The 15,393-nt window shown below is 66.9% G+C and carries 14 protein-coding genes; 10 read left to right on the top strand and 4 right to left on the bottom strand.

Annotation, left to right across the window (positions count from 1 at the left end):
* Positions 1-45 precede the first annotated feature (45 nt).
* Positions 46-1,098, bottom strand: a complete 1,053-nt coding sequence (gene bioB / locus QX124_RS29240; RefSeq protein ID WP_409997769.1) for a biotin synthase BioB — start codon at positions 1,096-1,098, stop codon at positions 46-48.
* A 120-nt stretch (positions 1,099-1,218) separates the two neighbouring features.
* Between bioB and QX124_RS29235 the strand changes: the two genes are divergently transcribed.
* From QX124_RS29235 to soxA, 9 genes are all read left to right on the top strand, one after another.
* A complete protein-coding gene (locus tag QX124_RS29235; protein ID WP_315758544.1) occupies positions 1,219-1,851 on the top strand; it encodes a GntR family transcriptional regulator in 633 nt (210 codons plus the stop codon).
* A 130-nt stretch (positions 1,852-1,981) separates the two neighbouring features.
* A complete protein-coding gene (locus tag QX124_RS29230) occupies positions 1,982-3,382 on the top strand; it encodes an MFS transporter (protein ID WP_315799019.1) in 1,401 nt (466 codons plus the stop codon).
* 137 nt (positions 3,383-3,519) lie between these two features.
* Positions 3,520-3,969, top strand: a complete 450-nt coding sequence (locus QX124_RS29225) for a (2Fe-2S)-binding protein (protein WP_315779500.1) — start codon at positions 3,520-3,522, stop codon at positions 3,967-3,969.
* 10 nt (positions 3,970-3,979) lie between these two features.
* On the top strand, positions 3,980-6,163 hold the full coding sequence (locus QX124_RS29220) for a xanthine dehydrogenase family protein molybdopterin-binding subunit (RefSeq protein ID WP_315799018.1): 2,184 nt from the start codon (positions 3,980-3,982) through the stop codon (positions 6,161-6,163).
* 55 nt (positions 6,164-6,218) lie between these two features.
* Entirely contained in the window at positions 6,219-7,496 is a 1,278-nt protein-coding gene (locus tag QX124_RS29215) for an NAD(P)/FAD-dependent oxidoreductase (RefSeq protein ID WP_315799041.1), read from the top strand.
* Positions 7,483-7,926, top strand: coding sequence for a sulfur oxidation c-type cytochrome SoxX (gene soxX / locus QX124_RS29210; RefSeq protein ID WP_409997773.1), 444 nt, complete (start codon positions 7,483-7,485; stop codon positions 7,924-7,926). The genes QX124_RS29215 and soxX overlap by 14 nt, the downstream gene beginning before the upstream one ends.
* Before the next feature lie 15 nt (positions 7,927-7,941).
* Positions 7,942-8,421, top strand: coding sequence for a SoxY-related AACIE arm protein (locus tag QX124_RS29205; protein ID WP_409997772.1), 480 nt, complete (start codon positions 7,942-7,944; stop codon positions 8,419-8,421).
* Positions 8,421-8,741, top strand: coding sequence for a thiosulfate oxidation carrier complex protein SoxZ (gene soxZ, locus QX124_RS29200; protein ID WP_315799016.1), 321 nt, complete (start codon positions 8,421-8,423; stop codon positions 8,739-8,741). Before QX124_RS29205 ends, soxZ begins: the two co-directional genes overlap by 1 nt.
* Positions 8,741-9,517 (top strand): sulfur oxidation c-type cytochrome SoxA, encoded by a 777-nt coding sequence (gene soxA, locus QX124_RS29195; protein ID WP_315799015.1) that lies wholly within the window; start codon positions 8,741-8,743, stop codon positions 9,515-9,517. The genes soxZ and soxA overlap by 1 nt, the downstream gene beginning before the upstream one ends.
* Positions 9,518-9,835: 318 nt before the next feature.
* Here soxA and QX124_RS29190 read toward each other — a convergent pair whose 3' ends face one another.
* The 3 genes from QX124_RS29190 to QX124_RS29180 all read right to left on the bottom strand — a co-directional run bounded on the left by QX124_RS29190 (position 9,836) and on the right by QX124_RS29180 (position 14,566).
* On the bottom strand, positions 9,836-11,491 hold the full coding sequence (locus QX124_RS29190) for a regulator (RefSeq protein WP_315799014.1): 1,656 nt from the start codon (positions 11,489-11,491) through the stop codon (positions 9,836-9,838).
* 75 nt (positions 11,492-11,566) lie between these two features.
* Positions 11,567-12,253, bottom strand: a complete 687-nt coding sequence (locus tag QX124_RS29185; RefSeq protein ID WP_315799013.1) for an isochorismatase family cysteine hydrolase — start codon at positions 12,251-12,253, stop codon at positions 11,567-11,569.
* A 1,275-nt stretch (positions 12,254-13,528) separates the two neighbouring features.
* The gene (locus QX124_RS29180) at positions 13,529-14,566 is read right to left on the bottom strand and encodes a S1C family serine protease (protein ID WP_315799012.1); all 1,038 of its coding nucleotides are present in this window, start codon (positions 14,564-14,566) and stop codon (positions 13,529-13,531) included.
* A 156-nt stretch (positions 14,567-14,722) separates the two neighbouring features.
* On the opposite strand from QX124_RS29180, the gene QX124_RS29175 reads away from it, so the two are divergent.
* A partial coding sequence (locus QX124_RS29175) for a thermonuclease family protein (RefSeq protein ID WP_409997768.1) occupies positions 14,723-15,393 on the top strand: 671 nt, incomplete at its 3' end.

The following is a 15,393-nucleotide window of genomic DNA, read 5'->3' as shown; positions in this document are numbered from 1 at the left end:
CAGTTCCGTGGGCGCGGTCGCCCCGAGATCGCGATCAGGCTCGAATCAGGCCGGGGACGGCGCGTCCGCGCTCTCTCTGGCGGCGGCCGGCACGGCCGGGCGCGCCGACAGCGACGAGGTCATGCCGAGACGTGCGAGCAGATCGGCGTCGCGCTGGGCTTGCGGATTGGCCGTGGTCAGCAGCACGTCGCCGATGAAGATGGAATTGGCGCCGGCGAGCAGGCACAGGCTCTGCAGCTCGTCGCTCATATATTGGCGGCCCGCGGACAGCCGCACCACGCTGGCCGGCATCAGGATCCGCGCGACCGCGATCAATCGCACGAGCGCAATCGGATCGGGCCGCGCGGCCGTATCGTTGACCGGCACGCCCTTGACCTCGTTCCACATGTTGATCGGCACGCTGTCGGGATGCTCAGCGAGATTGGCCAGCAGCACCAGCATGCCGAGCCGATCATCGACCTCCTCGCCCATGCCGATGATGCCGCCGCAGCACACCTTGATGCCGGCCTGGCGCACATGCGCGAGCGTGTCGATCCGGTCCTGCAGCGTGCGCGTGGTGATGATGCGATCGTAGAATTCGGGCGATGTGTCGACATTGTGATTGTAGAAGTCGAGCCCGGCCGCTTTGAGCCGCTCCGCCTGCGGCGGGGTCAGCATGCCCAGCGTGACGCAGGTCTCCATGCCGAGACCCTTCACTGCGCTGACCATGTCGCAGACCTGATCGAGGTCACGATCCTTCGGACTGCGCCAGGCCGCGGCCATGCAGAAGCGCTCGGCTCCCGCTGCCTTGGCACGCCGCGCGGTGGCGACCACCTCGTCGCGATCCAGCAGCTTCGTCGCCTTGAGCCCGGTGTCGTAGTGCGCGCTCTGCGAGCAGTAGCCGCAATCCTCCGGGCAGCCGCCGGTCTTGATGCTGAGCAGGCTCGCCGTCTCGACGCGGGTGGGATCGAACTGCCGACGATGCGCCGACTGCGCCAGGAACATCAGTTCCGGAAATGGCAGGCGGTAGAGCGCCTCGGCCTCGTCTCTGGTCCAGTCATGACGGATGGCATTGCCAACCGCCATTCGATCAGGGCCCGCGCCGCTTCGATCTATCATGCTCGCTCCACAGCAAATTATAGATTATCATAGATATAATCTATGATTTTTCTGTATTTGAGCACCGTATCGGACGAGAGCTTCCGCTGCATTGGTTTTTTCGATAGATAATCTATGACTATGCCGGACGAGAATCTCACCACCGCTCAGCGGATCGCCGAAGCCATCACCGACCGCATCGTCAGCGGTGCGCTGCCGCCCGACGCGCCGTTGCGGCAGGACCACGTCGCGCGCGAGTTCAACTCCAGCCACGTGCCGGTGCGCGAGGCATTTCGGCAGCTCGAAGCGCTCTATCTGGTGGTCGCGGCACCGCGACGCGGCGTGCGGGTGGCGCCGCTGGATGCGAAGTCGACCAGGGAGATCGTCGAGATGCGCACAGCGCTCGAGGTGATCGCGCTGCGCAATGCCGCGCCGCGCTATACGCCGACGCATCTCGCCGCGATCGAGCTCGCGCTGATCGAAGCCGACAATGCCGAGACCATTCAGGAGTTCGAGACAGCGAACCGCGCCTTCCACCGCGCGCTGGTCGCGCCCTGCGCGATGCCGCGGCTGCTGGCGAGCCTCGACGGACTACGCCTCGCGAATTCGCGGCTGGTGCTGGCGATGGCGCGCAATGCCGGCTGGCGTCCGCGCACCAACCAGGATCACCGCCTGATCCTGCAGGCCCTGCGCGCCCGCCAGATCGGCCACGCCTGCGAGCTGTTGACGCGGCACAACCAGACGATCGAGCGGTTGGCACGGCCGGGCGTGTAGCCGGCTTCAACCCGTTCCTTGCGACCGGGCGCATACCGCCATGCGCCCGCGACGGCTGGGGCGCCCGCCTGTTCGAGTGTACATGCTGATCCGGACGCGCCCCGCGAGCCGAAGGTCCCCAAAGGTCTCCATGTCCAACCGCCACCACGCTTCGAAGCTCGCCGGCGACGGCACTGCCGACGGCCTGCCGCCCGGCAAGCGGCCCTGGGCGATCGCCGCGATCTTCACGGCACTGTCGATGGCCTCGCTCGACGTCGCCATCGCCAACATCGCGCTGCCGTCGATCTCCGCCGATCTCCACGTCTCGCCGGCGGAGGTGGTTTGGGTCGTCAACATCTATCAGATCGCGCTGGTGGCGACGCTATTGCCGCTTGGCGCGCTCGGCGAGATCGTCGGCCATCAGCGCATCTATCTCGGCGGCCTCCTGCTGTTCACGCTCGCCTCGGTCGGCTGCGCGCTGGCGTGGTCGCTGCCGACGCTGGTGGTTGCCCGCGCGCTGCAGGGCCTTGGCGCCAGCGGCATCATGAGCGTCAACACCGCGCTGGTGCGCTACGTCTATCCTGGCAAAATGCTCGGCCGCGGCCTCGGCCACAATGCGCTCGTGGTCGGGATCTCCTTCACCTTCGGCCCGACGATCGCCTCCGCCATTCTCTCGCTCGGCTCGTGGCCTTGGCTGTTTGCGATCAACCTGCCGTTCGGTCTGATTGCGATCGCGATCGGCCTGAAGATGCTGCCGCGCACGCCGCGCGCCGACCACGGCTTCGACTTCCTCGGCGCCGGGCTCGCTGCGCTCTGCCTCGGCCTGTTCATCATCGGCATCGGCAGCGCCGCGCATGGCGCGACGCCGGCCATGGTGGTGGCCGAGCTGGTCGCAGCGCTCGTGCTCGGCGTCATCCTGGCCCGCCGCCAGGCCGATCATCCCGCGCCGATGCTGCCGATCGACCTGTTCCGCCGCGGCGTGTTCGCGCTCTCGGCGGCGACCGCCGTATGCTCCTTCTCGGTCCAGGGCCTCGGCTTCGTGTCGCTGCCGTTCTACTTCGAGGACATTCTCCAACGCTCGCAGGTCGAGACCGGGTTCTTCATGACGCCCTGGCCGCTCGCCGTGACGATCATGGCGCCGATCGCCGGCCGGCTGTCGGACCGCTTTCCCGCCGGCCTGCTCGGCGGCATCGGCCTGGTGATGCTCGGATCCGGCATGGCGCTGCTGGCCATGCTGCCGGAGAACCCGAGCATCGCGAACATCGTCTGGCGCATGCTGATCTGCGGCATCGGGTTCGGCTTCTTCCAGGCGCCGAACATGAAGGCCATCATGTCGAGCGCCCCGCCCCATCGCAGCGGCGGCGCCAGCGGCATCGTCGCAACGGCCCGATTGACCGGCCAGACCACGGGCGCGGCGCTGGCCGCCCTGTGCTTCAGCCTTGCGGGGCGCGAAGGTGCCACCCTTGCCTTGGCCCTCGGCGCAGGTTTCGCCGCGCTGGGCAGCGTGATGAGCTTCCTGCGGCTTGCCGTAGCTCCGCCGCGCGGCCCATGAGCCGAAGCAACTACAACCCCGGTTCATCACAGATCTTCCCGCGCGGCAAACGCATATTCTTGATTTGAAGGATGCAAACGTTCGCGCCACATTGCAGCCTTCTGTTCAACTGGCGAGTTGAACGAAAGGGATCTGCGATGGCAAACCTCACGATCAACGGACAATCCTATGCTCTGGACGTCGAGCCCGACACGCCGCTGCTGTGGGCGATCCGCGAGAACGCCGGACTGACCGGCACCAAATATGGCTGCGGCATCGCACAATGCGGCGCCTGCACCGTGCATCTCGACGGCGCCGCCGTGCGTTCCTGCGGCGTCACCGTCTCCGAGGCCGTCGGCAAGCAGATCACGACCATCGAGGGACTCGCCAGCGACGGCGGCCTGCACAAGGTGCAACAGGCGTGGCTGGAGAACGACGTTCCTCAATGCGGCTACTGCCAGAGCGGCATGATCATGGCCGTCGCCGCGCTGTTGAAGGACAATCCGAAGCCGAGCGACCAGGACATCAACGACGCCATCACCAACATCTGCCGCTGTGGAACCTTCGCGCAGGTGCGCGAGGCGATCCACGCCGCTGCCAACGCCTGAGGAGGACGGCATGAACCAGCATGTGACGCCGCGCCTCAACCGCCGGTCCTTCGTCATCGGCACCGCCGCGCTCGGCGGTGGCCTCGCGCTCGGCCTCGACCTCCCGTTCGGTGGCCCGCAACTCGTGCGCGCCGCGGATGGCCCGCCCGAGGTCAATGCCTGGGTCGTGATCCGGCCCGACGACACCGTGGTAGTCCGCATCGCCCGCTCGGAAATGGGCCAGGGCTCGCTCACCGGTCTCGCTCAGCTCGTCGCGGAAGAACTTGCCTGCGACTGGAGCAAGGTGACGACCGAATATCCGACGCCCGGCCAGAACGTCGCCCGCAAGCGCGTGTGGGGCGATTTCTCCACCGGCGGCAGCCGCGGCATCCGCTCGTCGCAGGACTACGTCCGCAAGGGCGGCGCCGCCGCGCGCATGATGCTGATCCAGGCGGCCGCCGACGAATGGAAGGTTCCGGTGGCCGAATGCACCGCCGCCAACAGCGTCATCACCCACAAGGCCTCGGGCCGCACGACGACCTACGGCAAGGTGGCGGAAGCCGCCGCGAAGCTGACGCCGCCCACCGACGTCAAGCTGAAGGATCCGAAGGACTGGACCCTGATCGGCAAGGGCGTGAGACGGCTCGACACCGCCGACAAGGTCACCGGCGCGATGATCTACGGCGCCGATATGAAGCTGCCGAACATGCTCAACGCCGCGATCAAGGACTGTCCGGTCACCGGCGGCAAGCTGAAGAGCTATGACGAGGCCAAGATCGCCGGCATGAAGGGCGTCAAGAAGGTGGTGGCGATCGACGGCACCGCGGTGGCCGTCGTCGCCGACACCTGGTGGCACGCGAAGACGGCGCTCGATGCGCTGCCGATTGTCTGGGACGAAGGAGAGAACACCAAGGTCTCTTCGGCGTCGATCGCCAAATGGCTCGCGGAAGGATTGGACTCCGGGCCGGCCTTCGTCGGCAACGAGAACGGCGATGCCAAGGCCGCGCTGGCGAGCGCGGTGAAGAAGGTCGAGGCGGTCTACGACTATCCCTACCAGAACCACGCCACGATGGAGCCGATGAACGCGACCGCGCTCTACACGGCCGATCGCTGCGAGGTGTGGTGCGGCACGCAGAACGGCGAGGCGGCGTTCGCCGCGGTGCTCGAAGCCTCAGGGCTTCCGGCGGACAAGTGCGAGGTGCACAAGCTGATTCTCGGCGGCGGCTTCGGCCGGCGCGGCCAGACCGACTATGTCCGCCAAGCCGTGAAGATCGCCAAGGAGATGCCGGGCACGCCGGTCAAGCTGCTGTGGTCGCGCGAGGAGGACATGACGCATGGCCGCTATCACCCGATCACGCAGTGCAAGCTGACCGGCGGCTTCGACGCCGACAACAATCTGACCGCGCTGCACATGCGCATCTCCGGCCAGTCGATCCTGTTCAGCCTGCGGCCCGACGCGCTGGTCAACGGCAAGGACCCCGCGACCTTCCAGGGGCTCGCGCCATCGGGCGAAGCCACGATCGGCTACTCCGTGCCGAATTTGCTGATCGAACACGCGATGCGCAACCCGCACATCAATCCGGGCTTCTGGCGCGGCGTCAACGTGAACCAGAACGCGATCTATCTCGAATGCTTCATGGACGAGCTCGCCAATGCGGCCGGCCAGGATCCGCTGGAATTCCGCCGCAAACTGATGGCCGATCATCCCAAGCATCTGGCGGTGCTGAACGCCGTGGCCGAGAAGATCGGCTGGGACACGCCGGCGCCGGACGGCGTTCATCGCGGGCTGGCGCAGCTCCATGGCTATGGCAGCTATGTCGCGGGCGCCGCCGAGATCTCCGTGATCGACGGCACCAAGATCAAGATCCATCGCATCGTCGCCTCGACCGATCCCGGCTACGTGGTCAATCCGGCGCAGGTGGAGCGGCAGATCGCGGGCTCGTTCGTCTACGGCCTGTCGGCGCTGTTCTACGGCGGCTGCACCGTGAAGGACGGGCGCATCGAGCAGACCAACTTTGACAGCTACAACTCGATGCGGATCAGCGAGATGCCGAAGGTGGAAGCGATCATGATCCCGAGCGGCGGCTTCTGGGGCGGCGTCGGCGAGCCGACCATCGGCGTCGCCGCGCCCGCGGTGCTGAATGCGTATTTCGCCGCCACCGGCAAGCGCATCCGCTCGGTGCCGCTGCGCGCCCAGAACATCACCTTCGCATGAGACGCGTGGCGGCAGCCGTTGGGAACAATGGCCGCCGCCGTGCTATTGCAAGATGATGACGATGTCCCGGCAGCGCACGCGCAGAGAGGTCAGCGGCCTGATCGCGGCAAGCGTTGCCATGATCGCCGCCCCTGCCGTGCTGCGCGCACAAGCGATGGCGCGCGTGGTCGTGATCGGCGGCGGCTTCGGCGGCGCCAGTTGCGCCCGCGCGCTGCGCCAGGCGGATGCAAAGCTCGACGTCACCCTGGTCGAGGCCAACAAGACCTTCACGGCGTGTCCGCTCAGCAACGAGGTCATCGCCGGCCTGCGCGATATCAGTGCCCAGCAGTTCGGCTATGACAAGATCGCAGCCGAAGGCGTGAGCGTCGTGCGGCAGACGGCCACGGCGATCGATGCGCCGGCCCACAAGGTCACGTTCGCCGACGGCACCACGCTGGCCTATGACCGCCTCGTCCTGGCGCCCGGCATCGATCTCGATTTCACGGCCCTGCAAGGCTACGATGAGGCCGCCTCCGCCGTAATGCCGCACGCCTACAAGGCCGGCGAGCAGACGCTGCTGCTGCGGAAGCAGATCGAGGCGATGCCGGATGGCGGCACCGTCGCGATATCAGTCCCGGCCAATCCGTCGCGCTGTCCGCCCGCGCCTTACGAGCGCGCCAGCCTGATCGCGCATTATCTCAAGGCGCACAAGCCGAAGTCGAAGGTGCTGATCCTCGATGCCAAGGACAGCTTCTCGCAGCAGAAGCTGTTCGAGCAGGCGTGGCAGCAGCTCTACGGCGGCATGATCGAGCGTATCCCGCTATCGCAGGGCGGCCGCGTCACCGGCGTCGACGTTGCCACGCGCACCGTCGTCACCGAGTTCGGCAACTACAATACCGATGTGACCAACATCATCCCGCCGCAGAAGGCCGGCCGCATTGCCGCTCTCGCCGGCGCGGCCGACCGCACCGGCTGGTGCCCGATCGATGCCGCGACCTTCGCCTCGAAGCTCGTCGCGGATGTCCACGTCATCGGCGACGCCTGTCTCGGCGGCGGCATCCCGAAATCGGCCGGCGCCGCGCAGGCGCAGGGCAAGGCGTGTGCGGCCGTGATCGTGCGCGATCTGACGGGACGGCCGTCGGAGCCGCCGCCGCTGACCGGCATCTGTTACAGCATCGTCGCGCCGGACTACGCGTTCTCGCTGGCAGGCGTTTATCAGCCCAAGGGAGACATCTTCGCCGAGACCGAGGGCGGGCGGACTAGCCCGGTCGACGCCCCGCGCGAGACGCGCGCGCGTGAGGCCGACGCGGCGACGGCCTGGTTCAAGGCGCTGACCCATGATGCCTTCGGCTAGCGTTGTGATCGCCGCGATCGTCGCCGCCCTGCCCGCCGCTGTCACGGCGCAGGCACTCGCGCCCACTACGATCACCGGCGACGGCATCGCCTCCTCCCTCACCGGCCAGTCCGGCAACGCCGAGCGCGGCCGCGCGCTCGTCCTCGCACGCAGTTCGACCTGCATCCTCTGTCACTCCGGCCCGTTTGCGGAGGTGCGCTTCCAGGGCGATCTCGCGCCCAGCCTTGCCGGGGCCGGCAGCCGTTCGACGGTCCCGCAGCTCCGCTTGCGGCTGGTCGATGCCTCCAGGCTCAATCCGGAAACGATCATGCCGTCCTACTACCGCGTGGATGGGCTGACGCGCGTCGGTTCCGCCTGGCGCGACAAGCCGATCCTGTCGGCGGAGCAGATCGAAGACATCGTCGCCTATCTCGCGACCTTGCGCGAGTGAGCCCATATGATCGGCATGTTCGAATCGTCCCACATCTCGCGCCGCCACCTGCTGCAACTGGCGGGAACGCTGACCGCCGCCGGCGCGCTGCCGCTGATCACGGTCCGGCCGGCGCAGGCGACGCCGGCGATGCTGGCGTCGGCGATCCGCAATCTCGTCGGCGAGGCCAATGTGACGGTCGGCAAGGTCCGGCTCGACATCCCGCCGCTGGTCGAGAACGGCAACACCGTGCCGATGACCGTCAGCGTCGATCATCCGATGACGCCTAACAGCTACGTCAAGAGCATCCACGTCTTCAACGAGAAGAATCCGCAGCCCAACGTCGCCAACTTTCACCTGACAGCGAGCGCCGGCCGCGCCCAGGTGACGACCCGCATCCGGCTCGCCGATACGCAGAAGGTGGTGGCGATCGCAAGACTCTCCGACGGCTCGTTCTGGTCGGCGAGCGTCGACGTCATCGTGACCTTGGCCGCCTGCACCGAGGAGATGCCGTGATGCCTGCCGCCCTCGTCAACGTTCCCGCCAAGGCCAAGCGCGGCGCCGTCATCGAGATCAAGACGCTGATGAGCCACGTCATGGAGCCGGGCTATCGCCATACGGCGGCGGGCGAAGCCGTCCCGCGCGACATCATCACCGGCTTCACCTGCCGCTTCAACGGCACCGAGATCTTTCGGGCCGATCTGTTTCCCGCCATCGCCGCCAATCCGTTCCTGTCGTTCTTCACCACCGCGAGCGAGAGCGGCCGCTTCGAGTTCGAATGGATCGGCGACAACGGCTTCGTCGCCAGCGCCTCGACGGCGATCACGGTCGAATGATGCGGAGCGCGCTTCTCGCGGTCACAGCTTTGCTGGGCGCAGCGTTGCCTGTCGTCGCGGGTGAGATTGCGGAATCCGCGCGCCGCTCCGGCTATGACTTCATGTCGTCCGACACCAGGGCGATGCAGGACGACGACACCGCCAATCCCGCGATGCTGTCGGTGCTCGATGGTGAGACGCTGTGGACGACGAAAGCGGGCACGGCGAACAAGTCCTGCAACGATTGCCATGGCGAAGTCGACGTCAGCATGAAGGGCGTCGCCGCGCGCTACCCGGCCTTCAATGCCGCCAGCGCCGCTCCGGTCGATCTCGGCCAGCGCGTCAATCTCTGCCGCAGGCAGCATCAGGAAGCTGAACCGTTCGCCCCTGAGAGCCGGGAGTTGCTCGCACTGACGGCGCTGATCGCCCGGCAATCGCGCGGCATGCCGATCACCGCCGGCCATGATCCGCGGCTGGAGCCGTCAGTTGCGCGCGGGCGCGAGCTGTTCATGCAGCGGCAGGGCCAGCTCAACCTCGCCTGCAGCAACTGCCACGACGACAATTGGAGCAAGCATCTTGCCGGCTCCGCGATCACGCAGGGACAGCCGACGGGCTATCCGATCTACCGGCTGGAATGGCAAGGCATGGGCTCGCTGCAGCGCCGCCTCCGCGGCTGCATGACCGGCATCCGCGCGCAAGCCTTCGACTTCGACGCGCCCGACATGATCGCGCTCGAGCTCTACCTGATGTCGCGCGCGCGTGGCATGCCGATGGAGGCGCCGGCGGTGCGGCCATGAGTGCGTCGAACCAAACCACGACGCGACCAACCAAGATCGGATTGATGGGGCAACGGAGCCGCGATGCCCCGCCTCTCCTTCACCGATCCGCATGCGCAGGGACGCATCGGACCGATCCGGATGCGTCGGTGTTCGCCCTGCCGGCGTTCCACCGTCATTCCGGGGCGATCGGCAGCGCGAAGGCGCAAAGCGGCTGCGCGTTGACGATCGAAGCCGGAATCCCGAGCTTGTGAGAAACGGACGCAAGACAACACCGAGATTCCGGGCTCAAGGCCTGCGGCCTTGCCCCGGAATGACGGTGGTCGCGACGTCATCGGACTACTCCGCCGGCGCCGCCTGCATCTCCGCATGCGGAACGTAGCTCTCGGACATGCCGAGCCGGCCCAGCGCGAACAATCCGCCGGCGACCACGACATAGGCCAGCGCCACCGCGGGCGTCACGCCGAGGCCGCCGCCGATGCCGACCGCTTCACCGTGCATGAAGCCAAAAAAGGTCATGACGGCACCGGCGAGCGCGAACGCCGCCGCCTTGGTGAAGTCGCGCTCGATCACGAACACGCCGATCGCGCCGAGCACGAGCCCGGCGAGAATCGAGCCGCCGCCCATCACCTCCAGCCCATGATAGAGCACGCCCTGCTGCGGCAGCGCGGCGATCGCAGCGGTCTTGACCGCATCGACCTTGTCGGCGGCGAGGCCGCCCACGGTCTGTGCCGCCGTCACCGTCGAGGCCAGCATGGTATCGATCTGCAGCTTGGCCCAGGCGGCGAGATGCGGCGTGAAGGCGAGCACGATCGCGGGCGCATGCTTGACCGGCGTGGTCTGGAACGCCTGCGCACCGATCAGCATGCCGATGTAGAGCAGGATCGGCGAAATCGCGACCACCGGCACGAGTGCGAGCAGCACCGAGATGATGCCGAGCCAGGACAGCACGATCACCATCAGCCCGGTCGCCGCGGAGTAGCCGATGCGGCCGCCCATCGCCTTCCAGCCGGGATGGCCGATATAGACCGCGTTGATGAAGGGGTTGCCCATCATGCAGCCGATCAGGCTGACGACGCCGTCGGCAGTCAGCACGCGCGTGGTCGGATATTCGTCGCCCGCGGCTTCCGCGCTCTCGACGTTGTCCATGGCCTCGACGAGGTCGTAGATGCCGAACGGGATCGCGGTGACCAGGATCACGCCGAGATATTCGAAGCCCGAGAACACCGTGCCGAACGCCGGCAGCGGCACCGAGAAGCCGAAATTGGCAAAGGCATCGCCAACGCCCTTGAGGCTGAGGCCACCGAGGCCGAGACCGAACAGGTTCGAGCCCCAGGCGATGACCATGCCGACCGCGATGGCGACGAGCCCGGCCGGCAGCCCCTTGGGATATTTCACGCCGCCAAACCAGCTCACCAGAATGATCGCGAAGCACACCAGGCCGATCTGCGGCGTCATGTACATCTCGAGCGCCGGGCGCATCGAGATGAAGGTGACGGAGACGCCGGCGAGCGTGCCGAGCAGCGCGGCGCGCGGCGTGATCTTGCGGATGTACGGCGCGACGAAGCCGCCGATCATCAGGATGAAGCTCTGAAAGAACACCCAGACCAGGCCGGCCGACCAGCCCTTCAGCGGATCGCCGGTCTTCAAGGTGATCGGCAGCATGATCACGAAGGTGACGATGAACATGTGCGGCACGCTGACCCCCGAGGGTAGCGCACAGACGTCGCTGCGTCCGGTCCTCTGCGCGAGGCGGTAGGCGAGGAAGGCGTAGTACAAGGTCGACAAGCACATCATCAGGCCGAGCGCCGGCAGGATGCGGCCGAACACCAGGCTGTCGGGCATTTTCAGCACGAAGCGCAAGAGCCCGGTGAGCACGAGCATGTTGACAAGGATGTTGGTGCCGAAGCCGAAGAACGCGTTCCAGTCTCCGGGTGTCCACAGCACCGGCTTGAAATCCGCCTTGACCGCGCTTGCCGTCCCGCTTCCGCTCATCGCCTTGCTCCCCTGTTGCTGTCAGCGCCTACATCGTCGAACTCATCCGTCTCAACTCGTCTCTCGGCTCATCTCTCAGTTCATCGCCTTCAGGACCGCGGCCGAGTCCGCGACCCAGCCGAAGATGCCACCCTGGGCCTTGATCATCCTCAGGCCCATCTCGTGGAATTCCGGAAAGTAGGACGCGCAGCCATCGGAGACGACGACGCAGCGATGGCCGCGGTCATTGGCCTCGCGCACGGTGGTGTTGACGCAGACCTCGGTGGTGACGCCGCACACCAGGAGGTTGGCGATGCCGTGCTGCTTCAGCACCTCGCCGAGTTCGGTGGCGTAGAACGCGCCCTTGCCCGGCTTGTCGATCACCACCTCACCATCAACAGGATAGAGCGCGGGAATGATGTCGTGCCCGGCCTCGCCGCGAATAAGGATACGGCCCATCGGGCCGGGATCACCGATGCGCAAGCTGGGGGCGCCGCGCTCGACCTTCGCGGGTGGCGCGTCGGAGAGATCCGGCTTATGGCCCTCGCGGGTGTGAATGACGAGCATGCCTTTCTTGCGCGCCGCCGCCAGCACATTGGCAATCGGGGCGACCGCGCGCGCAAGCTGCGAGACGTCGTTGCCCAGCGTCTCGCCGAAGCCGCCCGGCTCCATGAAGTCGCGCTGCATGTCGATGATGACGAGCGCGGTCTTGGACAGATCGAGCGTGATCGGCTCCGGCTCGGCTGTGATCGTGGCGGTTGCCGCTGCAGATGAGATCGCCATATCAGCCGCTTGCCTCCCCGCGAGAATGTGTCGCAACAGGCGAAGCAAGCGCTATGCCATTGTGTACAATTCGGCGGGACGCAACCGCGACGGCGAAGCACGAACTAATTCAAGGGGTTGAGAAGCGCGCCGGCAATGCCCGGTCGCTGAGCAGGTTTGTTTGCAGCGATCGCAGCTCATTTCATGAGCGGCCATTGCATGCAACGATCACCCTGCTGCATCCCCGTGCGCCAAGGGAAGCCAGTGAATTGAGGAGAGTCTCAACTGCGCGAGGTTGCCCACCGATCGCGCCAAACCGAACGGTGTCGTCCCGGGCTTGACCGGGGACCCAGCCACCGGCCGATCTGTGGCGCGCCGAAATCCACCAGATCACCCCATGACTCCCGCCGCGGCGTATGGGTCCCGGGTCAAGCCCGGGGACGACAGCGGAGGGCGAGGCGCCATATTCCGATAAAAATAATCTTATTGCTATTTTTCGGAAATCATGATTGTATCCGCGCATCCCGCCTCATGCAGAAGGGGCGTAGCGCGCGATCGTCACGACACGCGAGGCGGGGATGCGATGGCCGCGGGAGCTCGCAGCATATCTTCTTGATGTGCGGACGAACGAGCGCCTGCGGACGGTCAAGTCGCGTGGTCCTGGCCTCCCGAAGCTGAGGTCAAGTCGGCGCCGCTGCTGATGCACGGCGTGGACGACGGTGGCCAACCAGCCGGCGCACCGGGGAGATCGCGAAGCAGCCGTAAGCCCATCGCGCAGGGAATGCCGGAATGTCGGCTGCACCTGTGGTACCTGCCGCCTGCATTTTTTTTCGCAGGCGGGCCATGGGTGAGGCCTTCACCCGGCATTCCCTGCGCCCTCTGCACTGTTTGCGAGGGACATGACTGAAGCACAGCTCGGGTGCAACGCACCGCGGGAACGGGGAGTTATGTGTCGTGTTGTTTGAGACCATGAAGCAGACAACGCCGAGCGACGCTGCCGTAGGGTGGGCAAAGGCGCGACTCCGAACTGCGCTATGACCCACACTCCATCGCGCGCCGTGCCCACCGTCGCCTCTGCCCGCGCCGAAACACGGTGGCACGCAACCGCCCTGCGGGCGTCCGCTCTGCCCACCCTACAAACTACGAACTGTTCGAGAAGATGCAGTATGCCAACGACTGTGCCCTCTCCCACCCTGGCGAAGCTTCACTTCGCCTTGGGGGAGAGGGCGCTATATTGCACAGTGCATCCCGTCGTGCCGGTCATCACAAGCGCGATGCTCTCGCTATGTATCAACCTCACCCCGCCTGCCTTGCCGCCGGCTTGCGCTCCACCGGGTGGATGTCGATGCCGCGCAGTCGTCCCAGCCGCAGCACGTCCATCGCGATGGTACGGCCGATGCGGTCGCGGTCGAGCACGCGGATCAGGTCGTCGACGCCGTTGATGTCGACGCCGTCGAGCCTGATCACGACGTCGCCCGGCAGCAGGCCGGCGCGGGCCGCGGGCCCGTCCTGCTCGATCTGCATCAACAGCGCGCCCATCTTGTTCTCGACACCGGCGAGCAACGCATGTCGCCGCGGCACCGGCGCGGTCTGCCCGGACACGCCGATATAGGCGCGGCGGACATAGCCGTGGCGGATGATCTCCGACAGCACGAACTGCGCGGTGTTGCTCGCGACCGCAAAGCAGATGCCCTGCGCACCCTGGATGATGGCGGTGTTGATGCCGATCACCTCGGCGGCCGACGACACCAGCGCGCCGCCGGAATTGCCGGGGTTGAGCGCAGCGTCGGTCTGGATGACGTCCTCGATCATGCGGCCCGAGACCGAGCGGATCGAGCGGCCGAGCGCCGAGACGACGCCCGCCGTCACCGTCGATTCGAACCCGAGCGGGTTGCCGATCGCGACCACGAGCTGGCCGCGGCGCAGGCTCTTGGAATTGCCGAGCGCGGCGTAGCGCAGGTCGCGCGCGTGATTGGCGCGCAGCAGCGCCAGATCGGTGTCGGGATCGACGCCGAGCACCTGCGCGTCGGTGACGACGCCCTCGACGTCGCGCAGCCGGATGCTCTTGGAGGAGCCGACCACATGGCTGTTGGTCAGCACGAGGCCGTCGGGCGAGATCACGATGCCCGAGCCGAGCCCGCCGCGGGAGCCGGCGGTCGCCCCAGCCTTGGGACCGGTTTCGACGCGCACGACCGCAGGGCCGACGCGCTCGGTGACGTCGATGACGGCATTGGAATAGGCGTCGAGCAGCGCGCGGTCGTCGGCCGGCGCAGCATCAGACGCGCGCGACGGCGACAGCGCATCGCCGGCGAGATCGGAGGTAAAGTCCAACATGGCAAGATTTCCTTCGCCCGGTCAGATGGGTAGCAGCCGCCCCCCGCGCAAGGTGGCGGTCCGGCGGCGCCGTTCCGCGCCGCCCTTGGCGAGACTCACGCGCGCTGTGATAGGACTACGGTCGAGTATTTGATGAATGTGATTGCGGGAGGAAGCATGCGGCTGCGAGACCGGCTGTTGTCGTTGTGTGGGGCCATGGTGCTGGGAGCCGGCATGACCGGCGCGTCGCTGGCCGCAAGCGCCACGGTGCGCAGCGGCGACACGATCCAGCTCGGCGACACGGTGTTCCGGCTCGACGGCATCGATGCGCCGGAGGTCGACCAGCTCTGCATCGACGATCACGCCGATTCCTGGAGCTGCGGCGTCGAGGCGCGCGAGCAGCTCGGCAAGCTGATCGGCGGCCGCGCGGTGCGCTGCGACGATCTCGGTCCGGACAAGCCGCTCAAGACCCGCAGGATCGGCCTTTGCACCGTCGACGGCGACAAGGTCAGCCTCAACCAGCAAATGGCGCGCGCAGGCTTCGCCGTCGGCGCCGACCCGGCCGCGAAGGCGCGGGTCAAGGACGATGTCGCCGCGGCCAAGGAGGCGCTGCGCGGACTCTGGAAGGGCTGCTTCGTCGCGCCGGCCGAGTTCCGCACCGACAAGAAGGACGGCGCCCTGCTCGGCGCCGCCTGCCGCACCGACCGTGACCGCGAGATCCGTGCCGTGCTGTTCCCGGACGCGCCGAGCGCGCCGCCGGGCTGCAGCATCAAGGGCAAGTTCGCGGTGCGCGCGCGCGTCACCGGCAACATCGGCATCTATCATCTGCAGGGCTGCCCGAGCTATCC

The organism is Bradyrhizobium sp. SZCCHNRI3043 (assembly GCF_032377735.1).
Classification (GTDB): Bacteria; Pseudomonadota; Alphaproteobacteria; order Rhizobiales; family Xanthobacteraceae; genus Bradyrhizobium.
This window is presented reverse-complemented; position numbering and strand designations above follow the sequence as displayed.